Raw genomic sequence first — 26680 nt, 5'->3', positions numbered from 1 at the left:
ATGGCTGCCCGTCATGTGTGTGCACTCGTCCTGCTCATCGCCGGTACCGGTGCGCTGGTGCTGTCCGCCGTCGGCCTGGTGGCACTCCCCCGGCCGTACCAGAGACTGCATGCCCTCACCCCCGCCTCCACCGTCGGCACTCCGCTCGTCGCGCTCGCCCTGGCGGTCGAGAACGGCCCCGGGCGCGCCGCCGTCAAGCTGGTCCTCGTCGCGGTGGTCGTGGCGGTCGGCGGGACGGTCACGGCGATGGCGATCGGCAGGGCGACGGCCCAGCACGAACACCTGCTGCGAAGGGACTCCCCGGAGTGAGCACCGCTGTCGTCCAGGAGTATCTGATCGCCGGCGCGCTGGTGCTGGTCGCCGCGAGCGCCACAGCCGCGGCGCTGGCCCGCGACCCGGTACGGCAGGCCGTCCTGCTGGCCGTCCTCGGTCTGTGTCTCACCGTCCTGTTCACGTTTCTCCAGGCACCCGACGTGGCCCTGTCCCAGTTGGCCGTCGGTACGGCGGTCACCCCGCTGCTCATCCTGCTGACGGTCCGCAAGGTGCGCCGCCCGACAGCTTCGCGACACGACGGGGACGAGCGCGGGCAGGAGGGCGGCGATGAGTCGTAGCGCGCGCATCCGGCTGTTCTGGGCCGCGGCCGTCGTCTTCGCCGTGGTGTACGCGCTCGCCTGCACCGGGCTGCCGCACTTCGGGACGGCGGTGCACCCCTACGCCACCCGCGCGGTGGCCGCGTCCCTGCAGCAGCGCACCGCCAACGTGGTCTCCTCGGTCAACTTCGACCAGCGGGCCCTGGACACCCTCGGAGAGGAGTCGATCCTGTTCGCCTCGGTACTCGGGACGCTCGTGCTGCTGCGCCGTGCCCGCGACGAGCGCGTCGGCCCGCCGCAGGCCGGGCGGGTCCTGCCCAGCACCATGCTGCTGGGCTTGGTGATGGTGCCGCTCACGCTGCTGACCGGCGTGTACATCGTGGCGCACGGCCAGTTGTCGCCGGGCGGCGGCTTCCAGGGCGGTGTCGTTCTCGCCACCGGGCTGCACATGGCGTATGTGGCCGCGGACTACCGCGTGCTGAAACGCATCCGCCCGCTGGCCGTGCTCGACGTGGCCGATGCGCTCGGCGCGGGCGCCTTCGTGGCTCTGGGGTTCGCCGGACTGATCGCCGGCGGGGCCTACCTCCAGAACGTGCTGCCGCTCGGCACCTTCGGGCAGCTCTCCTCCGGCGGCCTGGTGCCGTTGCTGAACGCGGCGGTCGGCGTCGAGGTCGGCTCGGGCATCATCGTCCTGCTCGCTTCCTTCCTCGACCAGGCCGTCGAGGTGAGACCGGCGCGGAACTCGGGCTCGGGAGGCGGCACATGACGATGCTGCCCTTCCTCGCCGCCGGGTGGATCTTCCTCGCCGGCGTGTACGGCATGGTCACCAGCCGCGACATCATCCACGCCGTCGGCTGTCTCGCGGTGGCGCAGTCGTCGACGTATGTGCTGCTGCTCACCGTCGGATACCGGCGCGGCGGCATCGCGCCGTACTTCACCGACACTCCCCTGCGCACCCGCACCGTCGATCCGGTCGTGCAGGCGCTCGCGCTGACCGACGTCGTGGTGGGCGCCACGGTCACCGCGCTGCTGCTGGCGCTCGCCATGCAGATCCGCAAGCGCCACGGCACGGTCGACCCGGACGCCCTGACCGGGCTGAAGGGCTAGCGGGCCGGGCATGGTGCGTACCTCCGATCTGCTGCCGCTCGCGATCGCCGTACCTCTGCTGGGCGCCGTGGTCCTGGTGATCGTCGGGCGGTGGCTGCCGCGCCCGGCCATCGATGTGCTGGTCACCGTCTGGGCGGCGCTGGAGGTCGGGTGTCTCGCCTGGCTGTGGCTGCGTACCGGCGACGGGCACAGTGTCTCGTGGCTGGGCGGCTGGTCCCCGGTCCACGGTGAGAGCGTGGGCATCGTGCTCGTGGGCGACCGGATCGGTGTCGGTCTCGCCCTGCTCACCGGCGCGCTCGTCCTCGCGGTCGTCGTCTACTCCTGGCGCTACTTCGACGAGCCGCCAGAGGCACACGCGGGGACCTTCCCCGCCCTCATCCTCCTGTTCGAGGCGGGTATGGTCGGCTTCGCGCTGACCGGCGATCTGTTCGACGCGTTCGTCTTCTTCGAGCTGATGGGCGCGGTCGCCTACGCTCTGACGGGCTATCGCATCGAAGACCCACGGCCGGTGCAGGGCGCCCTGGTCTTCGGTGTCGTCAACTCCCTGGGCGCATATTGCTCGTTGCTCGGCATCGGGCTGGTCTACGCCCGGACCGGTGAGCTCGGTTTCGCGCAGATCGGTGTGCAACTCGCCCGGCACAGCCCCGATGCCCTGCTGTCCGTGGCCTTCGTGCTGATCGTCAGCGGGCTGCTGGTCAAGGCGGCGGTGGTGCCCCTGCACTTCTGGCTTCCGGACGCCCATTCCGTCGCGCCGACCCCCGTGTGCATGCTGCTCTCCGGCGTCATGGTGGAACTCGGCGTCTACGGCACCGCGCGCGTCTACTGGGTCGCCTTCTCCGGACCACACGGCATCACGCACGCGCACCTGCGCGCCGTGTTCGTGGCCGCCGGGGTGCTGACGGCACTGGTGGGGGCCGTGATGTGCTGGCAGCAGCGCCACCTCAAGCGGCTTCTCGCCTTCTCCACCGTCGGGCACGTCGGCCTCTTCCTCGCCGGGACGGCACTGCTCACCCCCGCCGCGACGGCCGGGACCGCCCTGTACGTCGCCGCCCATGCCGGGGTCAAGGCGGCGCTGTTCGCCACGACCGGTGTCCTGCTGGACCGGTACGGCTCCGTCGACGAGCACGGGCTGTACCGGCGCGGCCGCGATCTGCCCTTCGTCGGCGCGCTGTTCGTCGTGGGCGGCCTCGGACTCGCCGGTCTGCCGCCGTTCGGGACAGCCCTCGGCAAGGCTGTCGCCGAGCATGCCGGGGAGGACGAATTCCCTTGGCTGCCCGCGGTGTTCGTGCTGGTCTCGGCCCTCACCGGCGGAGCCGTGCTGCGGGCCGCCTCCCGGATCTTCGCCGGCGCCGGGCCCCGGCCGCGCGACCGGTACGCCGGCACAGAGACCACCGGCGGCGGTGAGGAACCGGAGATCCGCGATCCGCAACGCCGGATCCCCGTCCCCATGCTCATCGTGCCCGCCGTACTCCTCGCCGCCGCGCTCGCCGTCGGGCTGCTCCCCGGCCTCGGCGCCGCCCTCGCCCATGCCGCCCGGCAGTTCACCGACCGCACCGCCTATACGACGGCGGCGATCCACGGCCACACCGTCGCACCGTCCGCGCCGGTTCCGGACGTCGGCTGGAGCGCCGAGGGCGTGCTCCTCGCGCTTGCCTCGACCGTCCTGGCGGTGCTCCTCGCCACGGCCGCCGTGTGGGGGCCCGCGCTGCGGTCACCGGCGTTGGGCCGGGTCGCGGCCGTCTGTGAAGGCGTGGGACGGCGCGTGATCGTGCCCCTGCGCCGACTGCACTCGGGACACCTCGGTGACTACGTCGCCTGGCTCGCCGTAGGGACGGCAGTGCTGCTCGTCGTCATGACCGTGTAGCGCACTGTGACCGAGTCCTGCGCGCGCATGGCGTCGGGTCCGTCGGGCACCCGGAAGAAGTGACCAGTCGTTCACCCGGTGGAAGGGGTGCATGAGGATGTCCGTCTCCACATCGCTGACGGACCTGGTCGGTCCTGTGGGATAGGCGCAATGGACTGATGACGGAAAGCTCCGCCATCGCCTCCGCACCGGACTGCTCACCGACGAGGCTGCGACAGGCATCCCGCGGAGGCAGCCTGGAGACAACCCGAGGAAGACCTCATGAACACCAGGGCGAGGACCCGGGGGGAGATACGGGTCGGCAGCCGCACTGGGCCGCTGTCGAACCCGGACAAGGAGCTGTTCCCGGACGACGGCATCACCAAGGCCGAGCTGATCGACTACTACCGCGGAGCATCGCGCCCCTGATGCTGAGCCACCTCAGGAGCCGCCCGCTGGTGATGGAGCGCTACCCGGACGGCTACGAGGGTTCTACCACAAGGACGTTCCCGACTACTCCCCGACTGGATCCGCACGGTGCGCGTGCCCAAGGTGGGTGGCCGTCTCACCATGGCCGTCTGTGACGACACTATCTTGCCAACCAGGCGTGTATCACCCCGCACCCCTGGCTGAGCTCCGCGGACTGCCTGGACTGCCCCGACCGACTGGTCTTCGACCTCGACCCGCCTGACAGCGAACGCGATGGCTGCGAGAGCGTCCGGTGGGGCGCGCGCCGGCTGGGCGACCTGCTCACCGAGCTGGGCTGCGCCCCGCGCTGATGACGACGGGATCACGCGGCCTGCACCTCCTGGTACCGCTCGACCGGCACACCGACCGACACGGCCAGGCACTTCGCCCGGCGCGTCGCCGACCTGCTCGCGGCACGGCACAGCGACCGGCTGACGACGGAGGCACGCAAGAGCAAGCGCCCGGGCCGCCTCTACCTGGACACCCAACGCAACGCCTACGCCCAGACCTCGGTCGCCCCCTACGCCGTGCGCGCCCGCCCGCACGCCCCGGTCGCCACCCCGCTGGCGTGGACGGAACTCGACGACCCGGAGCTGGGCCCGCGGCGCTGGGCCCTGCGCACCCTCCCTGAACGCCTGGACAAGCACGAAAACCCATGGAAGGACCTGAGCCGCTGCCGACGCTCCCTCGACAGGGCACGACGCCACTTGGACGACCTCGCGTGATCCTCGCCTCCGGACCGCGGCACGGAGGCTCGGCGACCCGTCGAACGCGCTGCGCTCCCCGACCGCGGGCCGGACCGGGCTCTGACGTCCAAGCAACACGCGCCCCAGGCTGACATGCAACTGTGTCTGCAGGTGCGTCGGCACTGGTCGGCACCATCCTGCAGGTGTGACCTCGGCCAGCGGCGGGAGGTTTTCGGACGCACCTGAGGGTTACTCCGCAAGTGCACGACTGTTCCTGTGCCGGCGGTCCCGCCACAAGGGGCACCGGTCGTCAGACCCGTGACAGGGGCGAGAAACGGAGGCAGCAGCCATGTTCCAACGGTCCGGTCATGGGTCGCACAGCCCACGGGTCGTCGTGGTCACCGGAGCCAGCGGGGGCGTCGGCCGGGCCTCAGCCCGGGCGTTCGCCACGCGAGGCGACCGCGTGGCGCTCGTGGCACGGGGCCGAAACGGGCTGGACGCCACAGCCGACGAGATACGCCGCGCCGGCGGAACGGCGCTGCCACTGGAGGCGGACGTCGCCGATCCCCGTGCCGTGGAGGACGTGGCAGCACGGGTCGAACGTGAACTCGGCCCGATCGACGTCTAGGTCAACGACGCCTTCACCACGGTGTTCGCGGAGTTCACCGACATCGAGCCGGACGAGTTCCGCCGGGTCACCGAGGTCTGCTACCTCGGCTACGTGTACGGCACGCAGGCAGCCCTGCGCCGGATGCTGCCGCGCGACCACGGCGTCGTCGTACAGGTCGGCTCGGCGCTCGCCTACCGCGGCATCCCCCTCCAGTCCGCCTACTGCGGCGCCAAGCACGCGATCCAAGGATGGAACGAGGCAGTGCGCTGCGAACTCCTGCACCGCCGCAGCGGGGTGTCGGTCACCATGGTCCAGCTGCCGGCCCTCAACACCCCCCAGTTCGACTGGTCGTTGAGCCGGATGCCGTACCGTCCACAGCCCGTTCCACCGATCTACCAACCCGAACTCGCCGCCCGTGCTGTGGTGTACGCCGCCGGTCGCCCGCGCAGGCGTGAGTACTGGGTCGGCGCGAGCACCGTGGGCACACTGCTCGCCAATGCCGTGGCACCCGGCCTGCTCGACCGCTATCTGGCCCGGACCGGCTACGACTCGCAGATGACTGACGAGCCGAAGCCGCCCGGCAGCCGGGACAACCTCTGGCAGCCGCTGGACGGCATCGACGGGAGGGACTTCGGCGCGCACGGCCGCTTCGACGAACGGGCAGCATCGCGCGCGCCGCAACCATGGGCCTCTCGTCACCACGACGCGCTCGCCTTGGCCGGAGTCGCGGCGGCCACGGCCGCGGCCGGTTTGGCGGTGCGGCACCGTCCTCGGCGGCGCTAGGCGACGTCCTGCCCCCCCCGCACAGTTGGTGGCAGATTCGGCTGGTCAGGCGTCTGCATGAGCTGGCACATTCTTGGTGCATCGAGGCGACCCCTAGGACGGCTCACTCGCGCTCTTCACTGCGAGAGGCAACCGTGGTGGTCCGGTCACCCAGAGCACGGCAGCAGGAGGCATGGCGTTCTGACCTGCACAGGCTGAGTGCCCGGGCCGACGGCCCGCTCATATGGCGATGCGGGCAGGGCACTCGTTGCCCCATGGAAGTCGTCGCGCGCGTGGACGCGTACCAGCGTCGGCACCGCTGGGTGGGGTTCCCGCTGGCTGTGGTCTACAAGTTCTTCGACGACCAGGGCAGCTATCTCGCGGCCCTGCTCGCTTACTACGCCTTCGTGTCCCTCTTCCCGCTCCTGCTGATCCTCGTGGCCGTCCTCGGCACCCTGCTCAGTGGCGATCCCGGCCTGCGGAAGCATGTCCTCGACTCGGCGCTGGCCGAGTTCCCCGTCATCGGCGACCAGTTGGGCCACAGTGTTCACCCCCTGCACGGCAGCGGACTCGCCCTCGCGGCCGGTGTCATCGGCACTGTGTACGGCGCCTTGAACGTGGGGCAGGCCGCCCAGTACGCGCTGAACAAGATCTGGGCCGTGCCCCGCCACGCCCGGCCGGACCCCCTCCGTTCCCGGCTGAAGGGGCTTGTGTTCCTGGTGATCCTGGGGACCGGGCTGTGCGTGACCACGCTGCTGTCCTCGGCAGTGGCGGCCGCAACGGTGTTCGGCACCCGCCCGGCGGCCGGGGCGCGGGTCGCCGCGGTCGCCGGGGCGGTCGTGCTCAACACCGGACTGATCGTGCTGACCCAGCGGGTCCTGACCCAGCGCGAGCTGCCGCTGCGCCGACTGGCCCGGGCGGCCCTCGGCGGCGCCTGCGCCTGGCAGCTCGTGCAGTGGGCCGGCTCCTACTACGTCAGCCATGTGCTCCGGGGAGCCACAGCGACCTACGGGATGTTCGGTATCGTCCTCGGCCTGCTGGCCTGGCTCTACCTGGGTGCACTGATCTTCCTGAGCACGGCGGAGGTGAGCGCGGTCGGGGTAGGACGGATGTGGCCGCGCAGCCTGCTGACCCCTTTCACCGACCGGGTGCGCCTGAGCCCGGGGGACCGCCGCGCCTATCAGTCGTACGCGACCACGGAGGCCTTCAAGGGCTTCGAGAAGATCCGCGTGCGCTTCGCCCGGCCTCCAGAACCTCCGCGGCCCCCTGGTCGGTAACCGACGCGGAACGTCACGTGACCAGGGAGTTACCGGAGAGGCGGGTGACGGCCCAGGCTGCCTCGATCATCCGGAAGATCTCATCGAGCGCGGTCTGCGGGTCGGTCGCCTCACGGGCCAGTGAATAGGCGTCGATCACGAACCTCGCGATCGTCCGGCAGGCCGTTGTGGACTATGACAGGTCGGGATCGGCGGCGATGGCCGTTGCCAGCGCCTCCGCGTGGCGAAGTCTCATCGACTCCTGGTACTCCCGCAGGGCAGGTGATGCGTCGATCATGCGCCAGATCGGGGGGGCGCTGTCCGCCGTGCAGTGCCGCACGAGCGCCTGGACCTCGCGGCGCAGCGCGGGGATGAGCGGCTCTTGGGGCGCCCGGCCGGTGACCGCCTGCGTGAGGCGTTGCTCGAAGTCTTCGTCCTGCTCGAACACCAGGGCCTCTTTCGAGGCGAAGTGGGAGAAGACCGTCGTGACGGCCACGTCGGCCTCGGCGGCCACGTCGCGGATGCCCACCGCGTCGGATCCGCGCTCCAGGAAGAACCGCAGGGCGGTGTCGGCGATCCTCTGGCGGGTTGCGGCTTTCTGCTCCAACACCTATGCCGAGTTCGCCGTACTGTCGACCTGGGCCCATATGCCCGAGGGGCTGACGTTCGAAAAGGCAGCTGGATACCCCTCCGTGGTCGAGACCGCGCTGCGCACTATCCGCGAGGTCGGAGTACGGTCCGGGCAGACGCTGCTGGTCAACGGTGCGTCCGGAGGAGTCGGATCAGCGGTGCTGCAGATCGCCCGCGACCGCGGCATCACGGTGATCGGCACAGCCGGGGCCGCGAACCAGGACTATCCACGCGGCCTGGGCGCCCTCGCCACGACGTACAGCGAGGACTGGGCCGAGTGGGTGCGTCGGCTCGGACATGCTGGCGCAGCTCTCGATCTGGCCGGCTCGGGCGTGATCCGCGAGCTCGTCGGGCTGACCGGGGATCCGCAGAAGGTGATCTCCATTGCCGATCTCGGTGCACCGGCGCCCGGAGTCCGGTTCTCCGGCGTGGCCGGGAGCACGCCGGATACGCTCACCGAGGCCGTCGGCCTCATCTCGCGGGAAAAGTTGCGCATCCCGGTCGAGAGGTCGTACCCGCTGACCCAGGCCGCGGCGGCGCACATCGACAGCCAGGCCGGTCACACACGCGGGCGCCGGGTCCTGGTCATCTGAACGCCGGCGCCGGCTCTCGGGCCGGTGGTTGACGGCGTCGTACCGGGGCACCCTTCGGCCATGGAGGGCAGCCGTCCAGCCCACCCACCGACCCGCGCCTTCGTGCTGGGCGGCGGCGGTGCGCTCGGCGCCTACGAGGTCGGCATGCTCAAGGCGCTCTTCGCCGCCGACCCGTCGCGGGCGTCGGTGGCCCGGCTCGCCGACCTGTGGACCGGCCTTGGACGTGCCGGCGTGTTCTCCGGATCACTGCTCAGGCGGATGAGCACCGTCGTGCGCAGCGGCACTCACGCTTACCACCCCACACCGCTGCGCGAACTGCTCTCCTCCCACCTTCCGGTGACAGACATCGAAGATCTGGCCCTGCCGTTCCAGTGCGTGGCGGCGAACATCGAGCGGGCCGCCGAGCACTGGTTCGCCGCCGGGCCGCTGGTGGATGCCGTGCTCGCTTCGTGCGCAGTACCCGGGCTGCTACGGCCCGTCCCCCTTGACGGCGAGCACTACGTCGACGGCGGACTGGTCAACAGCATCCCCGTCGGCCGCGCGGTGGCCCTCGGTGCGACCGAGGTCTATGTGCTGCAGGTCGGCCGCGTCGAGCGAGCCCTCTGCCCGCCGCGGGCCCCCTGGCAAGTGGCCCTGGTGGCGTTCGAGATCGCCCGCAGACACCGATTCGCCCGCGACATGGCGGACCTGCCGCCCGGCGTCACAGTACGCGTGCTGCCGTCGGGCTCGGGTCCCGAAGAGGGCACAGCCACCCTGCGGCAGTTGCGCCACCGCAGCTTCGGCCGGACCGTCGAGCGCATCGAGCGCGCCTACGCCGCCTCCTCCCGCTATCTCGAGACCGCTCTCAGCACACCCGACGGCGAGCCATGACCGATGCGAGTACATCCCGAAGACACGCGGCGCGGCTGGCCGGGACGCTGGTAACCGGGCTGCGCCGCACCGACACCGCCACGCTGCTGTTCGCCTTCATCCCGACGGTGGCCACGCTCGTCGCCGCCGCAGGCGTGCTCTGCGCGCCGGTCTCACTCGCCACACGCGGCCCGTGGAAACCGGTGCGGATCACCAGCTTCGCGCTTTTCTACCTCCTGGTGGACTGGCCGGGCTGAGGGCCGCCGCCATTCTGTGGGTGCGGCAGCTGCCCGACAAACAGAACCGCGAGGAGCGACGCGCCGCGGACGCATTCGCCGTGCTGGAGCGGCTGCTGCGGCTGCTACGACGCGCGGCCGAGCGAGTCTTCCGGCTCCAGGTGGAAGTGAGGCTCCCGCCGCCAGGCGAGACCGGACACGCCGTGGTACCAGTCCTGGTCTTCGTACGGCACGCCGGAGTCGGTGATTCCTTCCTGCTGCTCCAGATATTGCTCAGCCAGGCCGGGTTGCGCCCGCACACCGTTCTGAAGCGGACGCTCCGCGCCGACCCCGCTCTGGACGTCCTCATCGGGCGGGTCCCCCACTGCTTCCTCCCGCCCCTCGACGGCCGCGCCGAGGACGCGATCGGGGACCTGGCGGCCAAGCTGGGACCGGGCGACGCCCTCGTGATCTTTCCGGAGGGCGGCAACTTCACACCGCGCCGCCGCCGGCGCGCGATCGCCTCATTGCGCCGCCGGGGATTGCCGCGCCGGGCATCCCGCACGGAACAGATGCGCCATGTCCTCCCAGCACTGGACGCCGGCGCACTCGCCGCGATCACCGCCGCGCCCGCGGCCGACGTGGTCTTCGTCGCCCACACCGGCCTCGACGTCGTCCACTCGGCACGCACCGTTTGGAGCCGGCTGCCGCTCCGTGACGGCGTGCGGGCACGCTGGTGGCGCATACCCGCGAGCCGCGTCCCACTGGGCGACGATGCCCGCAGCGAGTGGCTGCTCACCCAGTGGGCTCGTGTCGACCACTGGATCGCCGACCACGTCACAGACGTGGCGCACGCGTGAGCCATGGCGGCTCCAAGCCGTCGTCGCCCCGAGGAACGACTCCCGGGCAAGACCCAGGGCTGAGGCACCCGGCCAGTCGGCACAGGCACCACGACTATGGCTGCTCGCTTTCTGCCTCCCGCTGCTCTTCCATGCGCTGCCTCATCCGTTCGACGGTTTCGGGGGAAATCTCTCCGCCTGAGGCAGGTATCAGTTCGTCAGGGTCGAAACGCCGCTCGCGTTCGGCGTCTCGGCGTTTCGTGCCGTCGTCGGCCTCGGGCCTCTCTTTGTCAGGTGAATCCCGCATCAGTGTCACCTCGCAACCTCGACCAGCGAGCCCTCTCTCAACTTTCCCTCGGACGCCATGAGGCCCAGCGCAGCCTCGGCGGCGTTGATCGGCAGAGGACCGACCCGTGACTCGAGCCCGACCGGCAAGCCGCGCCTGCCCGCAGCCGACCGCTGCCCTCACGTGTCGGGCCGGACGTGCTCGCCAAAACCTCGGCGCTCGTCCTCGTCCCTGACCAGCACCGACAGCAGGGAGGCCACGGTCAGGCCCGCCTCGGCCGGATGGCGAAGGACCCTGTCCGGGTCGATGCTGTACCGATTGACGCGGCCGACCCGGGTGTGCGACAGGTACCCGTTCTGCTCCAGGTCCACGATGATCTTTTGCACAGCGCGTTCCGTGAGCCGGCAGCGCGCCGCGATGTCACGGACGCGCGCGTTGTGGTTGTCGGCGATGCTGGCCAGTACCCGCGCGTGATTGGTCAGGAACGTCCACCCGTTGTGCGGTTCGGGCACTCCATCAGCCATGACTCCATCGTACGACCGCACGTTCACGCACTCCAAAGTACGAACTTGGATTCGTGCAGGGCTTGACGCCCCATGGGGTACGGGTGAGCCTGGAGGAGACACGCGGAGGAGGCGAGCATGTACCAACCGCCCCAAAACAGATCCCCCGCAAGCGACGAAACCGACGGCACACTGTCGCCCTGCACGACTCTGCTCGTGCAGGCGGGGCCGCCCGGCGTCCGCGTGACCGTCGCCGTGAGCGGGAAGTTCTGCCTCGACAACAGTCAGCGCCTCAGGCACGCCCTCGGCAAGGCCCTCGCGAAGTCGGAGGAGGGCGTGGACCTCGACCTCGGCGAACTCATGTTCGTGGACTGCTCCGCGCTCAACGTGCTCCTGACCGCTCGCCGCGACGCTCTCAAGACGGGAAAAACGATCACCGTCACCGAGGCCAGCCCCGCGACGGAACGCCTGCTGACCTACACCGATACCTACCCCCTCTTCTCCCCGGCGCACGACCACGCCCACCCGGCCGCCGGCAGGCCCGGCCGGGTGGGCGAGGGCCCCGAGGACGGCCTCCTGCAGACGGAGGTGGTCCAGTTGCGGCGTGCGCTGCGGACCCGGCCGGAGATAGACCTGGCACGCGGCATCCTCATGGCCTCCTTCGGCCTGAACGCCGACGAGGCGTGGAAAGTACTGGTCACGGCATCACAGAACACCAACACCAAACTGCACCTCCTGGCCGAAGACGTGGTCACCGCCGTGCAGGGCACATCTCTGCCGGACCCGGTCCAAAGGCAGCTCACGGCAGCCGTCGCCCGAACGCGTCTGGCCGACGGACACCCCCGGCACCGCACCTGCGGAGGCCGGACCCGGCGCCCGATGCTCCAAGGCCAGGAGCATGCATAGACCGGGCGCACGTCACTCGGTGCGTGCGCAGGACGGCTGAGGGCCCAAGTGCCACTCCAGCGCCGAACACTGCTGCTTCCCCGTAGGGAGGCACTCGGGGACAAGGCCAAGCCTGACAACGGGGCCCGGTCACAGGCCGATGGACACCCAGGCGCCCTCACGGGCCGGCTCACGAGGACGCCCTGCCGCCAACGGGCGGGCCATCGACACCACCAAGGATTGAGTGCGCTCCAGATTTCCCCGCACCGCTGATGAAAGGAACCATTTTCCGGGAACCCGTCAACGAGGAGCCGTTACCCACCGCAGGAGGCACGCCATGATCGCACTCGGGATCATTCTGCTCATAGTCGGTTTCGTCACAGGAATATCGATCCTGTGGACCATAGGCCTCATTCTGGCGGTGGTCGGAATCGCCTTGTGGGCCATGGGGTCCATGGGGCATGCAGTAGCCGGCCGACGTCACTACTGGTGATTTTGACGTCCTGCCGTCCGCCTCCGATCCGGACGTTCTTCATGGCATGAGCCCTGCTGGATCAGACTGGTGACGTGCGACTTGACTGCAGAGGGGCGGGATCCGGATTTCAGGGATCCCGCCCAGGACTTTCCTGATCAGTGCTTGAATACGTCCTTGGTCTTCTCCTTGGCCTGGCGCGCTGCGCCCTTCGACTTCTTGGCCTGTCCTTCGGCTGTCATCCGCTCGTTGCCCACGGTGCGTCCGACCGCCTCTTTGGTCTTGCCTGCGGCTTCTTCCATCTTGCCCTTGGCCTTTTTCTCTACGGCCATCGTTGTTCACTCTCCTAGCCATGGGAGGTTATGGACACCCATGTCGGGTACCCCGTATCTCGCAGGAAAACAGCAGTCACTGCGGTGGGGGACGCGTAGCATCCATTGCGTGATCACGACCGCGGGACCGCTCAGGGAGGGGTGTCACTTGCGCGATCAGGGGGGATCAGGGGGAAGGAGGGGGCCGAGCGGGCCCAGGTCCAAGTTGAGGTCCTCCATGGTCAGGCCGTAGCGGGTGCAGAGCTCGGACATCCGGTCGTGGAGGATCATGAGAGTGGAACCGAGCCGCTCTTCCTGCTCCTCGGTGAGATCGCCTTGGTCAACGCGGTGCAACGCCTGGCGCTCCATGAGTTGCCGCAGCAGTTCAACCAGGGTGAGGACAAGCCGGACCAGGTCCCGTTGGACGCTGTCCGGGTCGGTACTGATGCGGCGGGCGGGGCGCGGTGACGGACGGGCCGGCGTGGTGAAGTCGGGTACCGCGGACAGCAGCCGGCAGGCCCGGTCGGCCGCTTCGGCGATCTCGCCCAGACGGTCGGGCGGATCGGCGTGCCCGCCCCCGGCGACCACACCCGTCATGACGCCTCCCCGGGGCGCGTCGGCGTCATCCATGGTGACGGGTTCTGGGCGCTCACAGAGACGATCAGAGCCCGCAGTGAGATGCGCACCAGGTCGATGTCGGCGATCGACAGGACCACGTCGCCGGTGAGGACGACGCCGCCGCTCAGCAGGCGGTCGAGGCAGGTCGATGAGGGCCACCTGGCGCTGCGCCAGCGGCTCGGCCCCGGGCGAGTGCGTCACGTCGTTCATGGCGCCCGGTCCGTTGCTGATGACTGCGTGCCCGGCGGGGCGACGAAGGAGTACGGCGCCCAGGGTCCAGTGACGTCGATCCGCACGCCGGACAGTCCCTGGGCGACCTCAAGCACTCGCGTGCGGAAGCCTGCCGCCGCCTCACGCGAGAGGAGGTAGGCTACTTCTACCTCTGGCGCGACGAGGGCACCGACCAGGACATCCACGACCTGCTGCGCTGGCAGCTGCGGGAGAAGCGGAAGCGATTAGCCGACCCGAGCCTGGTGGTCCTGGACACGCAGAGCATCCACGCCGCCGTCGGCGTCCCGGCCACGACGACGGGCCGGGATGCCGCGAAAAGGGTGCCGGGCAGGAAGAGATGCCTGGCCGTGGACGTGTTGGGGCTCGTCGTCGCGGTCGTCGTGCTCGCGGCGTCCGCGCATGAGAACACCGCCGGCATCGCGCTGCGTGGAGCAGACGAACGGGATCCTGATGTTCTACCGCCGCCTCGCACGCGACTACGAACACCGCCCCGCCTCCTCCCGCTCCCGCGTCTTGTGCGCGATGACCTCCGTCATGAGCCGCCGCCTCACCGGCCGCACCATCGCCTCCTGGAGGACCGCATGAGCGAGAACCCACAGGTCAAACCCATCCTGGAACACATCGAGGCCCGCGAGCGCGAACTGGTCGGCCAGGCCGAGCAGTTCCGGGCCCGCATCGAAGAACTCACCCGACAGCTTGGCGAGGTCGACGTGGAGAACGAGAACCTGCGCATCACCCGCAAGACCCTCCTCGCTCTCCCCATGCCCTCACCCGACGCTGAGCCGGAGCGTCCTGACATCCCGGACCACCCCGCCTACCAGCAGATCCTCACCGCCCTGGCCGACGCGGGCCGGCCGATGCGCGCCCGCGACCTCTGCCAAGCCCTCGACGCGACGATCCTCCCGAAGAACACCGAAGGCATCCGCTCCAAACTGAAACGCCTGGTCAGCCGCGGCATCCTCATCGAACCCGAACCCGGCTTGTTCGCCCGCCCCAGCGCCTGAGGGCCAGCCCCGCCCCCGCGACCAGCAATCCTTCCCCAACCTCAACTACGAAACGGACAAGAGCTCACGTTCCGCACTCTCAGAACCGGTTCCCCTTCAAATGTGGGCCGGACCCCCTTCTGAGACTTGTGTTGTGCGAGAATCCGGGGCCGTGACGGACGCTCAGGACCCCTCGCCGCGCGACGCGGACGACGTCGAGCGCCACCCCTGCCCCCGCTGTGATGTTCAGCCCGGCTCGCCGTGCCGCTCGCGCGGCGGCGCGGTCGCCGGCGCCTACCACACGGGCCGGTTCACGAAGGTGCCCCGGCTCGCGAAGCTGCTGCGGGTGCAGACGCCTGCCGACCGCGGGCCGGGACAGCCCTGGCGGCCCGGCACCCCGCCTCCGGCCCCGGCCGTGGCGGACTCCCCGGGCGCGGACATCCGTATCGGCTATGCCCGTTGTTCGCACCTGAGCCAGGAACTCGACTCCCAGCTCGACGCGCTCACCGCGCATGGCATCCCGCGCGACAAGGTGTTCAGCGAGAAGATCAGCACCCGGGTGCGGGTGCGCCCGCAGTTCGAACAGGCGCTGCGTACGGCGCGGGAGATCAAGGCGCACGCCCCGCACTGCCGGATGATCGTCACCGTGTACGAGATGAAGCGGCTCGGGCGCGACGCCGCCGAGCTGACCGCGCTCGCCGACCACCTCACCGCGCACGGCCTGGTCCTGGAGATGCTCGCCGGTCCCCTGCCCGGCATCTATGACCCCACCGGCCCCGGGAAGCTCCTGTTCGCGTTCTTCGCGGCGATGGCGGAGACAGAGCGGGAGAACATCCGGGAGTCGACGCTGGAGGGGCTCGACACCGCAGCCCGCAAAGGCAAGCACGGCGGCCGGCCGCCGGTCATCACCGACGACATGCTGCACACCGTGCTACGCCGGAGGGCCAACGGCGAGTCCGTCGAGCAGATCCAGCCCGACCTGATCATCCCCACCGGCCGACGCAAGGGACAGAACCCGTCGGTGGCCAGCGTCTACCGGGCGCTCGCCGAGCACGCCAAGCGCGAGGCATACCCCGAAGCCGTCGAGGCGGCACACGCCGACTTCGCCGCCCTCCAGGCCGGCGAACTCCCCGGCCCGCGTACGGCGACGGCGGAGGCCGCCCGGTGACGTAGTACCGCGTCCGCCTCCAGTTCCGGGCCAACAGCCCGGCGGTCACCGGGGAATGGGCCGAGGAGACCACCGCACGCCGGACCTGGCGCGACCGGGTCGGGCTCTATGGCAGCGACGAGAACGTGGTCATTCGGCTCGTCGACGAGGACGACGACCAGGAGCACGTGCTCACCGCCTGGGAGCACGAACACGTCTCCGTACCGACCGAGGAACATCGGAACGAAAACCGGCGCTAAGAGGTCGTTTTCATCTGTACTGCCTGGATATAGGGCGGTTCTTGGAGTGTGGGATTGCGGTGCGGAAGAGGTAGCGGGATGTGGTCGGCGCTTGTGTGCTGGGCGGGGTGACTGGTGGGGTGGGATGTGGCTTGTTCCTGTCTCATCCCAGGACGTCCGGTCTTCCTGGCTGTGCTTCCGTCGCCGCTGCTGTGCGCCTGGGCGCACTCGATCTGCGGCGATACGCCGGAAGCATGCTGACGCGACGCCCGTATCCGAGTGATCTGTCCGATGCGCGCTGGGAGTTGATCGAGCCGGTGCTCTCGGCCTGGCGCTTCGAGCGCCGCGGCAGGGCCCTGGACTTCGGCCGGCCGCCCGAGCACGATCTGCGCGACATCATGAACGCGATCTTGTACGTGGGCCGGACCGGCGTTCAGTGGCGCTATCTCCCGCACGATTTTCCACACTGGAACACGGTCTACGGCTACTTCGCCAAGTGGGCGGACGAGGGCGTGTTCGCGCAGCTCAACGGCTTGCTCCGGCAGCTCCTCCGGGAGAAGGAGGGGCGGGATGCCGAGCCATCGGCCTGTGTGATCGACGCCCAGAGCGTCAAGACCTCCACCAGCGTCCCCGCCGCCGGCCAGGGCATCGACGCCGGGAAGAAGATCGTGGGCAGGAAGCGGAACATCGTCACCGACACCATCGGTCTCCTGCTTGCCGTGCTGGTCACAGCGGCGAGCGTGCAGGACTCCGTCGCCGGCACCAGACTCCTGGACCAGGTCGCTGCCGAACACCCCGGCATCCGCAAGGTGTGGGGCGACGGCGGCTACCGCCAGCACCTCGTCGAGCACGCGGCCACCCTCGGCATTGACATGGAAATCACTCAACGCAACCCCGGGACCAGGGGATTCACCCCGATCCCGAAACGCTGGGCAGCCGAGCGGACCTACGGCTGGCTGATGCTCCACCGCCGACTGGCCCGTGACTACGAGACCCTGTCCGTCCGCTCCGAAGCCATGATTCAACTCGCCATGGCCGACCTGATGGCCCGCCGCCTCACCGGCGAGAACACCATCTCCTGGCGCGACCCGACACTGCAGACCAAACGACAGATTCCGGGATGAAACAACGGGAGAAAACGACCTCTAAGCGCCCAGGGCCAAGGCGCAGCCACACAAGATCAGCGGCTTAGCGTTAACCGCTGTACCGATGTTCCCCGAGGCCGTCGACGCCCGCGAGTTCGTGGAAACTGAGGGTTCTTCAGCGCGAACCCGAGGGTGCAGTGCCCGGATTCTGGGGGATGGCCCCGTCGGTTCGGGGTCAACTCGCGGGGTGATGGAGACCTTTGAATCTCCTCACCCTGTGCTGAGGACGGCCCCGGAGTTGCTCGCCTTGATTCCTCAGGCGTGCAAGTGCTGATCTGCGGGTGGATGCCGAACTTGAGGGCTGGCTCTTGGTCGGGTGGCTGGATGGGTACGAGGGCTGGGACGGGGTGGTCTGGAGTGGGTGGGGCCTCTCCCCTGGCCGGGAATAGGTGGTGTGGGAGCGGGCTCAGGGTTCGATGGCGAGGTGTTCGATGAGGTCGTCGCGCAGCGTGAACCGATAGCGGAGATCGATGGTGCCGCCGGGGAAGTTGCCTTCGAGGTGGTGTGTGGCGATGTAGTGGGCCGTGTCGGTCTGCTGGGCGTTCGTGAGGTGGATGGTGTAGGTGAATTCGGTGGCGGATCGGTCCAGCCACCGTTCGATCGCGGCGCTGCCCTGGTAGGTGTTGCCGTCGTCGATCACTGTGGCGTCGTCGGTGAACGTCGTGACCGCGGTGGCGGTGTCGTGGGCGCGATGCGCTGTGAGGTAGCGGGTGATCACCTCGGGCAGGTCGTCCGGGGTGATGGTCCGGGGCTGGTTGTCGTGCATGACGCTCCTGATGGTGGTGGCGGGTTCAGACGGTGGGGGTGGTGCCGCCGTCGATGACGTGTTCGGCGCCGACGATGGCGGAGGCGCGGTCGGAGACGAGGAAGGCGACGAGCTCGGCGACCTCCTCGGGCCGGTTGGGACGGCCGAGCGGGATGCCTCCCAGGGAGTCCATGAGCCGGCCCAGCGCCGCTTCCTGGCTGATGCCGGCGTCGTCGGCGATCCGGGTGACGAGGTTGTCCGCGGCCGAGGTCTGGACGAAGCCGGGCGAGACGGTGTTGACGCGGACGCCGTGCGGGGCGACCTGGTTGACCAGGCCCTTGCTGTAGGTGGTCAGGGCGGCCTTGGCGGCGGCGTAGGCCAGGGTGCCGTTCCACAGCGGCATGCGGCGCTGGATCGAGGTGACGTGCACGACCGCGCCCTTGCCCGTGGCGATCATGTGCGGGAGGAGTGCGCGGTCCAGGCGGACGGCGGCCAGCAAGTTCGTGTTCAGCTCCCTTGCCCAGTCGTCCTCGCCGAGCGCGGCGAATCCTCCTGCCGGTGCCTCGGAGCCGCCGAGGGTGTTGACCAGGATGTCGACGCCTCCCATGCGGGCGTCCACCTCGGAGGCGACGTGGGCGGCGCCCTGGGCGGTGGACAGGTCGGCGGTGATGAACGTCTTCTCCTCGACGTCGTCGGGGCGGCTGCGGGCGGTGACCAGCACGGTCGCACCGGCCTGGGCCAGGCGTCGGGCGATCGCGGCTCCGGTGCCCTTGGTACCGCCGGTGACCAGAGCGCGTCGGCCTTCGAGGGATTCGCTGATGGATGTGGTCACGGTGTGCTCCGTCCCCGGGCGCGGGTATTCAAGGCGCCGCCCCGTCTCTACTGCTAAAATAGAAGCTACTAACTTCGACTTTAGCAGTAACTGAGGGGATGGTCGCCTTGGCAAGCCGGATCAGGCTGGAGGACCGGGAGTGCCCGCTGTCCACGACGGTGGAACACGTCGGCGAGTGGTGGACACTGCTGATCCTCCACGACGCCTTCGACGGCTACACCCGCTTCGACCAGTTCCAGGAGAGCCTGGGCATCTCCTCCAGCATGCTCACCACCCGGCTGAAGACCCTGGTCGCGGACGGTCTGCTGGAGCGTCGGCCCTACCAGACCAGCCCTGTCCGGCACGAGTACGTCCTGACCGAACTCGGGCGCTCCCTGCGCCCGGTGATCGTCGCCCTGGCCGCATGGGGCAACTCCCGCCTCACGCCGACGGAGCGCAGCATGATCCTCGTCGACGCGCACAGCGGCGAGGAAGTCGAGCCCGTGGTCGTCGACGCCAAAACCGGCCGCCGACTCGACGACAGCGCCGCCTACGTCTTCACCGCGGGCCCCGCAGCGAGCGACGCGATGCGCAGCCGCTACGCGGCACGGCCGGCCACTCCCGCGGAAGAGGCGAAAGTAGGCCCGGAAGATTCTCGTACAGCCTTGAGCAGGGCCGCGAGCACGGGCTGCACCTGATCAGCCTCGCGGCACCGGCTTGTCGCCGGCGTGATACCTGCCAACCCTCCCCAGTCGTTGAGAACTGGATCAAGTAAGGTGAGGGCAACACCAGTCGTTGCCAAGAATCCCCATCAGGGGTCGGTCTCGGCAGCCTGCTCCAGCAGAGCTCGTGCGGACTCCGCGTAGCGCATGGCCGTCTTCTCGTGAAGCCCGAACACCTCAGCAAGGTGGAGGGGGTCAGGGCCCTGGGCCATGGCCTCTTCGAGTTGTCGATCGACGCGGAGCCGTTCCAAAGTCGCCTCCTGGCCGCGCAGGGGCCCACGGATCCAGCGGTTACTGGCGCGACCAGTGCCCGGAGCGGTCTGGTTGTTGATCAGCAGGTGGAGGTTGGCCGTGTTTGGCCAGCGCTCGCGCCGGTATTCCAGCCAGGCCAGCAGTAGTTTCAGGGTGAGATCGTCGACGGGCCGGACACGGCCGGCGATGGTCAGGCGGCGGTTCCCGATGTCGACATCGCCGAGCATGAGAGTGGCGATCTGGGCGACCCGGGCCGCGTGCACCGCCGCGAGAGCGAGGACAAGCCGGGCGGCAGGGGTGGTGGCCGCGGCGACGGAGCGGTCGATCTTGTCGGGTGCGAGCGGTTGGAGCACGCTGTACTCGATCTGGCCGACCTTGATACGGCTGGCCGGGTTACGAAAGATCAGGCCGGACCGCTTGGCCCAGGCGAACAGTGAGCGCAGGGCAACCAGCTCGTCCATGCGGTGGCGGCCGTGCAGTGTCTTGGCATGGGCCAGCACGTCTTCGCGGGTCACCTCCCGCAGATGGTCGTAGCGGTTCGACCACGCCAACAGCGCTGGGCGGGTCCGGTTGAGGTAGAGCCGGACCGTGGCTTGCTGCCGGGGCAGGCTGCGGGGGCCGCCGTCGCGCAGAACTCGGGTCCAGCGTTCGGCTTCCGCAGCGATGCCGGGGGCAATGCCTTCCAGACGCTCAGCGAGCCATCGCTCGAAGAAGGGTTCCTCGTCATCCAGGAAGATTCCCATCTCCTCAAGGACCGTGATGACGTGGCCAACCCGCAGGTCGAGGGCACGGAGCGGGGTGAGTATCTCGCTGTGGCGGATGATGTCGCCCTCGGTGTATCCGGTGAGCACGATGGCCAGGCCGCGGTTGACAGCGAAGCGGATGCCGCGTCCCCAGCCCCGGGCTTCGGCGAGTTGGTGGGCGAGGTGCGTCGCCCAGGCCAGCCAGGGGCTGGCCAGGTCGGCGGCGGCCGGGTCGAGCCGACCGTAGTCACGCGGAACCTGCTCGAACAGTGGCAGTTGCCTCCAACCGGTTCTCGGCCGTGAGCGCGACACGGGCGGCGGCCTGCGGGATGCTTCTCGCGCCTTGACGTGGTGCAGGACGGTGAGAGCCGATCCTCTGCAGTAATGCAGTCCCACGAAGAAGAGCTGGCGATGGCGGACGGCCTGGAGCCACGGGGTCATCACCTCGCCGCTGACGGTCGGCATGCCGGTGGCGGTCCTGGCGTTGAGCCGGGCCTGGCACCAGCACAGACGGCAGTACTCCCACTTCAGCGGCTGGACTCGCTGGCAGCCGATGCAGACGGCCGTTTCGTGGCTGCGGCCGAACATGTAGCAGGTGTGACAGAGCCGACCGCGGAAGTCGCCCCAGGCCAGGCAACCTGGGAAGGAGCTGGTGGGCTTGACGTAGCCCTTCGGGAAGCGTGCCACCAGTTCACTCCGGTGGCAGCGACCGGCCGTCCCTGTGCTTGGGGATCACCGCCGGTGCGGCGGTCCCTGCACCGACCGCCGCTCGTTCCGTCTCCGCCTGCCCCGGGCGGCTGACCTTCTCCGGCTCGGGGCTCAGCAGGTCGCCGATCTCACAGCCGAGGACGACACAGATGACGTCCAGGTCCTCCAACTTGAGCGAGACGGGCTGCCCGGACCACAGACCGGACATCTTCCCCGCCGAGATCACCAACCCGTGCTCGGCCAGGCTCCGCTGGAGCTCAGAAGCCTTCCAGACCCCTTTGTTCGCGGCGGTCAGCCGCAGGTTCCACCTCATCGGATCAGTCCTTTCAGCCGCTTCGCAGCCCGTTCCATCCCGGCGACCCAGGCGTCCTCGACCCGGGTCTGCTGAACGTGGATGTATCGCATCGTCGTGGCGATCCATGAATGTCCCAAAACCTCCTGGATCGCGAGCAAGTCCAGCCCGTTTCCGTAGAGTTGGGACGCGCAGAAATGCCGCAGGACATGTGGGGTCAGCTTCTCGCCCCAAGCGGGCAGGTGCGCTTTGGCCGCGTCCTTGAGTCCACCTCGCAGGGCGTCGTCGCCAACCCGACGCGAGGAGCCGTCGGCGTTCTTCCGCTCGGAGGGAAACAGCGGGGCGCCGGGGCGGGTGTGGTCGTCGTCAAACTGGCCCCAGACGTCCTCGATGAACCACCGAAGGGTCCGGTCGGCGCCGTTGATCAGCGGCACCATGCGCTCACGCGGGCCCGATCCGCGGGCGCCCTTGCCGTGGCGGACGTGGAGCTTGCCGAAGCGGCCCAGGTCCCACTTGATGTCGTCCAGATCGAGCCCGCATGCCTCGCTCACCCGCAGGCCGACCTGGGACAGCAGCTTCGAGGCGGTGTAGTTCCGCGCGGTAGGAGCGAACTTTCGGCACGTGGCCAGCTCACCACCCCAGCCGGCGAAGAGCGTTCCGACCTCTGGCTCACTCGGCGGGACCCGCAGCTGGGCGTCCTTCGTGCCGCGCGGCCGGTTCATCTCGTCGATCGGGCACTCGATGACCCGGCCGGTCATCCTGTGCAGCTCGACCTTGTGCCGCAGCTCCAGGAACATGAAGTACGTGGTCAGCGCCTGTGATCGGGCCAGCCGGGTGCCGCTCGGCGAGCCACGCAGCACCTTCCCGAAGTACGCGTCGGCGTCGGCCGGCTCCATGCCCCACAGCGGTCGCCCGAACCAGGACCTGATCTGGTCCAGATGCCCGACATCCCCGCGGATCGTGCCGTCAGCCAGTCCTGCCGAGGCGCGTGCGAGGACGAACCCGGATAGCGCGTCGGTCTCGAACTGCTTCAGTTCCTCCGCCGACGCGGGCGCCCAGTGCTCGCGCAGGTCCCGTACGACTGCCAGCGCCGCCAACCCAAGCCCCCTCACCTTCGGCCCGACTGTGGATCGGTCGGACGAGGTCCGAACGCTTCAAGAATCCCGAAGTTACGTCACAAGTCCGCAAAGCACCCGAAGGAGGAACAACCCGCTGGCCACGGGCGCAGGGACTCAGCGGGGCTCAGGTGAACTCGCGGGATGTCGCACATTACAGAGAGCTACTTATCACTTCGCCGTATCTTCGGGAGAACAGGGCACATGCAGGGGGAACCCACCCGGAGGATGACGCGGACCGACCTACCGACGAGTCATCAGCCACTTCGAGTGCCCCTGCGCCAGCCTCACGGGAAGGTTCAAGGGCCGGGGTGTCACCGGCACGAAGGGCCACGTCAGAGGGCGGGGAGCACCCCGAATGACCGCCACAGGATCGCCACACGGCATCCAGTAAACGGGCCGGGAAAGAGGGACAACAGGCAGGAAGGGCGGGGGTCGGCCCCTGAGACTAAACTCCCCCCTGATCTGCAAAACAGCAGGTCAGAGGGGGTGAGTACGGCCCCCCACCCCCTCGAAAGGGGTGGGGGCGTGAGACGAGTCGACCTATACGCCGGGTTCTGCTCGGCATGCGACACGGGATGCCAGAACAGCTGATGAGCTCGACGGTGGGTAGGTGCACCATCCGGTGGTAGGCCAGTCCCCACGAGGCTCGCATCGCGCCTGGGCGCGCCGTCCGGTCGATGTCTCATGAGAAAAGCGGATCGTGGAGAACACTTCGATGCTCTCTTGAAAATCCCCTTCAGGCGGTCTGTCGTCGTTCCAAAGTGACGTCGTAGCCGAGGGCGTCGAGTTGGGCGAGGAGACGTCGGCGGTGGCGTTCTTCACCGAGGCGGCGGGTGAAGTGGTCGGGGCCGAGGTCCTGGTAGGGCACGTCGGTGGTGAGCATGTGGTAGGCGGAGACGAGCATGCTGTGCGCGACGGCGACGATGGTGCGTTTCTCGCCGCGCCGCGGTCGCAGCCGGTGGTACTGGGCGGCGAGATACGTGCCCTTGGTGCGGCCGATGGCCAGGGCGGCGACGCCGAGTCCGCCCTTGAGCCACACGTTGCCGTGCCGGGTCGGTGCCCGTTTGCGTTTCCCGGCGGACTCGCGGTTGCCGGGGGCGAGCCCGGCCCAGGCGGCCAGGTGCCCGGCGCTCGGGAACCGGCTCATGTCCGCGCCCATCTCCGCGATCATCACGTGGGCCACCGTGGTGCTGATCCCGGGGATCGTGATCAGCAGATCGACCTGGTGGCGAAAGGGGGGCGATCTGCCGTTGGATCTCTTCCTCCAGCAGCACGATGCGCGCGTCCGCGTCGCGGATCGCGCGGATCAGGACACGGACCATGAAACCGTGGTGATCAGTGAAGTCGCCCGTGAGTGCCTCGACCAGCTCGTTGTGCTTGCGGCGCATGGCACCGCGGGCCAGCTCACGGGGGCTGAGCGGTAACCCACTGCCCGTCTTCCCGCTGCTGCTGCTTGGTGTCCCTCGTACGCGCGGAAAGCTGATCGCTGTATTCCTTGGCGTCCATCGCCCGGTTCAAGATCCAGCGCTTGTCTCGATCGTTCGCGGAGTCAAGGTTGTCGTACTCAAAGATCAGGCGGCCGGGCTCGGTGCCGTCTGCCGGGTCGATCACGTCGAGAACAGCATGGGCGCCCTGGCGAGAGAACCGGTCCACCATGTAGCACCACAGCGCCGAGGTCTCACGGTTCCGTAGCGCTGCTAGCGCCTTGTCGAAGTCGGGACGCTTGGCATCCGCCTTGTAGCCGGACGCCAGGTCTACCCACACATGACGGACGGTGCAGCCGTTGCGGTCGGCCCAGCGACGCCCGGAGGCCTCCTGCGTGTCGGTGGACTGCTCTCGGCGGTGGTCGTCCTCCCGCAAGTTCTTGCTCTTGCGCAGATAGAGGCCTATGAGAGGCTTGACGGCCATCGAGGGTGGTGCTCCTTGGTGCTCGGATTGCGCCGCCCCCCTTGCCGCACGCGCCCTCTACCCTACGTGCAGGGAAGCTGGGCGGGTGTCACACCGTCCGGGGACGGCCGCCCGCCCAAGCGTCCCGAGCTGCTGCCGTACGAGGGCCAGGCGTAGCCTCTCGCCATGACCACGCGGGTGATCAATGTCCGGGGCCGGATCCACTAGTTCGGCCCCCGGCTGGAGCACGCGCCCGCCGACGTCGTCTACGTCGGCCGCCGCTGGACGCTGGGCGGCTGGGACCTGCCCCGGCATCCGCTCTACAACCCGTTCGCCTACGACACCCCGAAGAAGAAGCGGGACGGCACCCGGGCCGAGGTCATGGCGAAGTACCGGGCCCATCTGCTGGAGCGGCCGGAGCTGCTGGAGCTGGTCGCGGAACTGCGCGGCAGGACCCTGGCCTGCTGGTGCGCGCCCGAGTTGTGCCACGCGGACGTGCTGGCGGAGCTGGCCGACGCCGACGAGGGGGGCGACGGCACGAGCTCGGGCGGTGCGGCAGCCCGGTCGGCCCGGTCCGGGTGACCGGGGTCTCGTAGCTTCCGCCGAATGGGGGCGCGGCGCTGGCCTGCACAAAGCGCCAGTAGAATCTGGACACGTGACTTCTGCGCCCGCCAAGCCCCGCATCCCGAACGTCCTCGCCGGACGCTACGCCTCCGCCGAGCTCGCCACGCTCTGGTCCCCCGAGCAGAAGGTGAAGCTGGAGCGGCAGCTCTGGCTCGCCGTGCTGCGCGCCCAGAGGGACCTCGGCATCGAGGTGCCGCACGAGGCGATCGCCGACTACGAGCGTGTCCTCGACACCGTCGACCTGGCCTCGATCGCCGAGCGTGAGAAGGTCACGCGGCACGATGTGAAGGCCCGGATCGAGGAGTTCAACGACCTCGCCGGGCACGAGCACGTGCACAAGGGCATGACCTCCCGCGACCTCACGGAGAACGTCGAGCAGCTGCAGATCCGGCTGTCGCTGGAGCTGATGCGCGACCGTACGGTCGCCGTGCTGGCGCGCCTCGGCAAGCTGGCGGGCGAGTACGCCGAGCTGGTCATGGCCGGCCGCTCGCACAACGTGGCCGCGCAGGCCACGACACTGGGCAAGCGATTCGCGACGGCCGCCGACGAGCTGCTCGTGGCGTACGGCCGGGTCGAGGAGCTTCTTTCCCGCTACCCGCTGCGCGGCATCAAGGGCCCGGTCGGCACCGCGCAGGACATGTTGGACCTGCTCGGCGGTGACGCGGTCAAGCTCGCCGAGCTGGAGGACCGGATCGCCGGGCATCTGGGCTTCTCGCAGGCGTTCACCTCGGTCGGCCAGGTGTACCCGCGCTCGCTGGACTACGAGGTCGTCACCGCGCTGGTGCAGCTGGCGGGGGCGCCGTCCTCGCTGGCCAAGACGATCCGGCTGATGGCCGGGAACGAGCTGGTCACCGAGGGCTTCAAGCCGGGCCAGGTGGGCTCCTCGGCGATGCCGCACAAGATGAACACCCGCTCCTGCGAGCGCGTCAACGGCCTCATGGTGATCCTGCGCGGCTACGCCTCGATGACCGGCGAGCTGGCGGGCGACCAGTGGAACGAGGGCGACGTGTCCTGCTCGGTGGTGCGCCGGGTCGCGCTGCCGGACGCCTTCTTCGCCCTGGACGGCCTGCTGGAGACCTTCCTGACGGTCCTCGACGAGTTCGGCGCCTTCCCGGCCGTCATCGCCCGCGAGCTGGACCGCTACCTGCCGTTCCTGGCCACCACCAAGGTGCTCATGGGTGCGGTGCGAGCCGGGGTGGGCCGCGAGGTCGCGCACGAGGCGATCAAGGAGAACGCCGTCGCCACCGCGCTCGCGATGCGCGAGCAGGGTGCCGAGCGCAACGAGCTGCTCGACAAGCTGGCCGCCGACGAGCGCCTCCCACTCGACCGGGAGCAGCTGGCGGCGCTGATGGCCGACAAGCTGTCCTTCACCGGTGCCGCCGCCGCCCAGGTCGGCGTCGTCATCGGCCGGATCGAGGAGCTCGTCAAGCAGCACCCGGAGGCCGCCGGTTACACCCCCGGGGCGATCCTCTGACCGGCGCACCCCGCGCTCCCCGCTCCCCGCGCTTCA

31 protein-coding genes and 6 pseudogenes are annotated in these 26680 nt (G+C 69.3%); 23 read left to right on the top strand and 14 right to left on the bottom strand.

What is annotated here, in order from left to right:
- From AB5L52_RS36985 to AB5L52_RS36945, 9 genes and pseudogenes are all read left to right on the top strand, one after another.
- Positions 1-309, top strand: coding sequence for a monovalent cation/H(+) antiporter subunit G (locus AB5L52_RS36985; protein ID WP_351578992.1), 309 nt, complete (start codon positions 1-3; stop codon positions 307-309).
- Positions 306-611 (top strand): DUF4040 domain-containing protein, encoded by a 306-nt coding sequence (locus tag AB5L52_RS36980; RefSeq protein WP_351578995.1) that lies wholly within the window; start codon positions 306-308, stop codon positions 609-611. Before AB5L52_RS36985 ends, AB5L52_RS36980 begins: the two co-directional genes overlap by 4 nt.
- Complete coding sequence (locus tag AB5L52_RS36975; protein ID WP_351578998.1) at positions 601-1356, top strand: MnhB domain-containing protein; 756 nt, start codon at positions 601-603, stop codon at positions 1354-1356. The genes AB5L52_RS36980 and AB5L52_RS36975 overlap by 11 nt, the downstream gene beginning before the upstream one ends.
- Positions 1353-1697, top strand: a complete 345-nt coding sequence (locus tag AB5L52_RS36970; protein ID WP_369367819.1) for a sodium:proton antiporter — start codon at positions 1353-1355, stop codon at positions 1695-1697. Before AB5L52_RS36975 ends, AB5L52_RS36970 begins: the two co-directional genes overlap by 4 nt.
- Positions 1698-1707: 10 nt before the next feature.
- The gene (locus AB5L52_RS36965) at positions 1708-3561 is read left to right on the top strand and encodes a complex I subunit 5 family protein (RefSeq protein WP_369367818.1); all 1854 of its coding nucleotides are present in this window, start codon (positions 1708-1710) and stop codon (positions 3559-3561) included.
- A gap of 261 nt (positions 3562-3822) precedes the next feature.
- Positions 3823-3969 carry a hypothetical protein gene (locus tag AB5L52_RS36960; protein WP_369367817.1) on the top strand — a complete coding sequence of 49 codons (147 nt, stop codon included), beginning with the start codon at positions 3823-3825 and terminating at the stop codon, positions 3967-3969.
- 182 nt (positions 3970-4151) lie between these two features.
- A pseudogene (locus AB5L52_RS36955) lies at positions 4152-4733 on the top strand (hypothetical protein).
- A gap of 310 nt (positions 4734-5043) precedes the next feature.
- Positions 5044-6087, top strand: a pseudogene (locus tag AB5L52_RS36950) (SDR family oxidoreductase).
- Between the two features lie 254 nt (positions 6088-6341).
- Positions 6342-7343, top strand: coding sequence for a YihY/virulence factor BrkB family protein (locus AB5L52_RS36945; RefSeq protein WP_369367816.1), 1002 nt, complete (start codon positions 6342-6344; stop codon positions 7341-7343).
- A gap of 13 nt (positions 7344-7356) precedes the next feature.
- On the opposite strand, the pseudogene AB5L52_RS36940 reads toward AB5L52_RS36945, so the two are convergent.
- Positions 7357-7899: pseudogene (locus AB5L52_RS36940) on the bottom strand (TetR/AcrR family transcriptional regulator).
- Here AB5L52_RS36940 and AB5L52_RS36935 point away from each other — a divergent pair.
- The 4 genes and pseudogenes from AB5L52_RS36935 to AB5L52_RS36920 all read left to right on the top strand — a co-directional run.
- Positions 7882-8545: pseudogene (locus AB5L52_RS36935) on the top strand (zinc-binding dehydrogenase); the annotation flags it as partial. The pseudogenes AB5L52_RS36940 and AB5L52_RS36935 overlap by 18 nt on opposite strands.
- Before the next feature lie 60 nt (positions 8546-8605).
- The gene (locus AB5L52_RS36930) at positions 8606-9415 is read left to right on the top strand and encodes a patatin-like phospholipase family protein (protein WP_369367815.1); all 810 of its coding nucleotides are present in this window, start codon (positions 8606-8608) and stop codon (positions 9413-9415) included.
- Positions 9412-9651, top strand: coding sequence for a hypothetical protein (locus tag AB5L52_RS36925; RefSeq protein ID WP_351579016.1), 240 nt, complete (start codon positions 9412-9414; stop codon positions 9649-9651). The genes AB5L52_RS36930 and AB5L52_RS36925 overlap by 4 nt, the downstream gene beginning before the upstream one ends.
- Before the next feature lie 20 nt (positions 9652-9671).
- Positions 9672-10469, top strand: a complete 798-nt coding sequence (locus AB5L52_RS36920; protein ID WP_351579019.1) for a 1-acyl-sn-glycerol-3-phosphate acyltransferase — start codon at positions 9672-9674, stop codon at positions 10467-10469.
- Positions 10470-10563: 94 nt separating this feature from the next.
- Here AB5L52_RS36920 and AB5L52_RS36915 read toward each other — a convergent pair whose 3' ends face one another.
- Positions 10564-10755: a hypothetical protein gene (locus AB5L52_RS36915; protein ID WP_351579022.1), complete on the bottom strand. Its 192-nt coding sequence runs from the start codon at positions 10753-10755 to the stop codon at positions 10564-10566.
- Positions 10756-10913: 158 nt separating this feature from the next.
- Positions 10914-11258 (bottom strand): helix-turn-helix domain-containing protein, encoded by a 345-nt coding sequence (locus AB5L52_RS36910; RefSeq protein WP_071384668.1) that lies wholly within the window; start codon positions 11256-11258, stop codon positions 10914-10916.
- 195 nt (positions 11259-11453) lie between these two features.
- Between AB5L52_RS36910 and AB5L52_RS36905 the strand changes: the two genes are divergently transcribed.
- Together AB5L52_RS36905 and AB5L52_RS36900 are read left to right on the top strand one after the other, a co-directional pair.
- Complete coding sequence (locus tag AB5L52_RS36905) at positions 11454-12143, top strand: ANTAR domain-containing protein (RefSeq protein ID WP_351766988.1); 690 nt, start codon at positions 11454-11456, stop codon at positions 12141-12143.
- A 316-nt stretch (positions 12144-12459) separates the two neighbouring features.
- Positions 12460-12615 (top strand): DUF6131 family protein, encoded by a 156-nt coding sequence (locus AB5L52_RS36900; protein WP_143076795.1) that lies wholly within the window; start codon positions 12460-12462, stop codon positions 12613-12615.
- Positions 12616-12752: 137 nt separating this feature from the next.
- Here the strand turns inward: AB5L52_RS36900 and AB5L52_RS36895 are convergent, their stop codons facing one another.
- The 4 genes and pseudogenes from AB5L52_RS36895 to AB5L52_RS36880 all read right to left on the bottom strand — a co-directional run bounded on the left by AB5L52_RS36895 (position 12753) and on the right by AB5L52_RS36880 (position 13849).
- Complete coding sequence (locus tag AB5L52_RS36895) at positions 12753-12926, bottom strand: CsbD family protein (RefSeq protein WP_351579029.1); 174 nt, start codon at positions 12924-12926, stop codon at positions 12753-12755.
- Positions 12927-13082: 156 nt separating this feature from the next.
- A complete protein-coding gene (locus AB5L52_RS36890) occupies positions 13083-13502 on the bottom strand; it encodes a gas vesicle protein K (protein ID WP_351579032.1) in 420 nt (139 codons plus the stop codon).
- A pseudogene (locus tag AB5L52_RS36885) lies at positions 13499-13733 on the bottom strand (gas vesicle protein). The gene AB5L52_RS36890 and the pseudogene AB5L52_RS36885 overlap by 4 nt, the downstream one beginning before the upstream one ends.
- Positions 13730-13849 carry a GvpL/GvpF family gas vesicle protein gene (locus AB5L52_RS36880; protein ID WP_369369029.1) on the bottom strand — a complete coding sequence of 40 codons (120 nt, stop codon included), beginning with the start codon at positions 13847-13849 and terminating at the stop codon, positions 13730-13732. The pseudogene AB5L52_RS36885 and the gene AB5L52_RS36880 overlap by 4 nt, the downstream one beginning before the upstream one ends.
- Before the next feature lie 45 nt (positions 13850-13894).
- On the opposite strand from AB5L52_RS36880, the pseudogene AB5L52_RS36875 reads away from it, so the two are divergent.
- The 4 genes and pseudogenes from AB5L52_RS36875 to AB5L52_RS36860 form a co-directional block, all read left to right on the top strand.
- A pseudogene (locus tag AB5L52_RS36875) lies at positions 13895-14339 on the top strand (transposase); the annotation flags it as partial.
- A complete protein-coding gene (locus AB5L52_RS36870) occupies positions 14336-14758 on the top strand; it encodes a hypothetical protein (RefSeq protein ID WP_351579037.1) in 423 nt (140 codons plus the stop codon). The pseudogene AB5L52_RS36875 and the gene AB5L52_RS36870, both read left to right, overlap by 4 nt.
- A 151-nt stretch (positions 14759-14909) precedes the next feature.
- Complete coding sequence (locus AB5L52_RS36865) at positions 14910-15905, top strand: recombinase family protein (protein ID WP_369367814.1); 996 nt, start codon at positions 14910-14912, stop codon at positions 15903-15905.
- A 472-nt stretch (positions 15906-16377) separates the two neighbouring features.
- Positions 16378-17247, top strand: a complete 870-nt coding sequence (locus AB5L52_RS36860) for an IS5 family transposase (RefSeq protein ID WP_369367813.1) — start codon at positions 16378-16380, stop codon at positions 17245-17247.
- Between the two features lie 427 nt (positions 17248-17674).
- Here AB5L52_RS36860 and AB5L52_RS36855 read toward each other — a convergent pair whose 3' ends face one another.
- Positions 17675-18034 carry a nuclear transport factor 2 family protein gene (locus AB5L52_RS36855; RefSeq protein ID WP_351548614.1) on the bottom strand — a complete coding sequence of 120 codons (360 nt, stop codon included), beginning with the start codon at positions 18032-18034 and terminating at the stop codon, positions 17675-17677.
- 25 nt (positions 18035-18059) lie between these two features.
- The gene (locus AB5L52_RS36850) at positions 18060-18845 is read right to left on the bottom strand and encodes an SDR family oxidoreductase (protein WP_351571580.1); all 786 of its coding nucleotides are present in this window, start codon (positions 18843-18845) and stop codon (positions 18060-18062) included.
- 98 nt (positions 18846-18943) lie between these two features.
- Between AB5L52_RS36850 and AB5L52_RS36845 the strand changes: the two genes are divergently transcribed.
- Positions 18944-19522 carry a helix-turn-helix domain-containing protein gene (locus AB5L52_RS36845; protein ID WP_351571583.1) on the top strand — a complete coding sequence of 193 codons (579 nt, stop codon included), beginning with the start codon at positions 18944-18946 and terminating at the stop codon, positions 19520-19522.
- A 113-nt stretch (positions 19523-19635) separates the two neighbouring features.
- On the opposite strand, the gene AB5L52_RS36840 is transcribed toward AB5L52_RS36845, so the two are convergent.
- The 4 genes from AB5L52_RS36840 to AB5L52_RS36825 form a co-directional block, all read right to left on the bottom strand.
- Positions 19636-21228: a hypothetical protein gene (locus AB5L52_RS36840; RefSeq protein WP_369367812.1), complete on the bottom strand. Its 1593-nt coding sequence runs from the start codon at positions 21226-21228 to the stop codon at positions 19636-19638.
- 4 nt (positions 21229-21232) lie between these two features.
- On the bottom strand, positions 21233-21562 hold the full coding sequence (locus tag AB5L52_RS36835) for a helix-turn-helix transcriptional regulator (protein ID WP_351571589.1): 330 nt from the start codon (positions 21560-21562) through the stop codon (positions 21233-21235).
- Entirely contained in the window at positions 21559-22638 is a 1080-nt protein-coding gene (locus tag AB5L52_RS36830) for a site-specific integrase (protein ID WP_351571592.1), read from the bottom strand. Before AB5L52_RS36830 ends, AB5L52_RS36835 begins: the two co-directional genes overlap by 4 nt.
- Before the next feature lie 757 nt (positions 22639-23395).
- The gene (locus tag AB5L52_RS36825) at positions 23396-23818 is read right to left on the bottom strand and encodes a transposase (protein ID WP_351571595.1); all 423 of its coding nucleotides are present in this window, start codon (positions 23816-23818) and stop codon (positions 23396-23398) included.
- On the opposite strand from AB5L52_RS36825, the gene AB5L52_RS36820 reads away from it, so the two are divergent.
- A complete protein-coding gene (locus AB5L52_RS36820; RefSeq protein ID WP_351571598.1) occupies positions 23805-24083 on the top strand; it encodes a hypothetical protein in 279 nt (92 codons plus the stop codon). The genes AB5L52_RS36825 and AB5L52_RS36820 overlap by 14 nt on opposite strands.
- Here the strand turns inward: AB5L52_RS36820 and AB5L52_RS36815 are convergent.
- Entirely contained in the window at positions 24064-24567 is a 504-nt protein-coding gene (locus AB5L52_RS36815) for a recombinase family protein (RefSeq protein WP_351571601.1), read from the bottom strand. The two genes, AB5L52_RS36820 and AB5L52_RS36815, sit on opposite strands and share 20 nt — an antisense overlap.
- Before the next feature lie 219 nt (positions 24568-24786).
- On the opposite strand from AB5L52_RS36815, the gene AB5L52_RS36810 reads away from it, so the two are divergent.
- Together AB5L52_RS36810 and purB are read left to right on the top strand one after the other, a co-directional pair.
- Positions 24787-25128 carry a DUF4326 domain-containing protein gene (locus AB5L52_RS36810; RefSeq protein ID WP_369369028.1) on the top strand — a complete coding sequence of 114 codons (342 nt, stop codon included), beginning with the start codon at positions 24787-24789 and terminating at the stop codon, positions 25126-25128.
- Positions 25129-25201: 73 nt separating this feature from the next.
- A complete protein-coding gene (purB, locus tag AB5L52_RS36805; protein ID WP_369367811.1) occupies positions 25202-26644 on the top strand; it encodes an adenylosuccinate lyase in 1443 nt (480 codons plus the stop codon).
- The last annotated feature ends 36 nt before the right edge of the window (positions 26645-26680 follow it).

The sequence above is a fragment of the Streptomyces sp. CG4 genome, assembly GCF_041080655.1.
In the GTDB taxonomy this organism is placed as follows: domain Bacteria; phylum Actinomycetota; class Actinomycetes; order Streptomycetales; family Streptomycetaceae; genus Streptomyces.
This window is presented reverse-complemented; position numbering and strand designations above follow the sequence as displayed.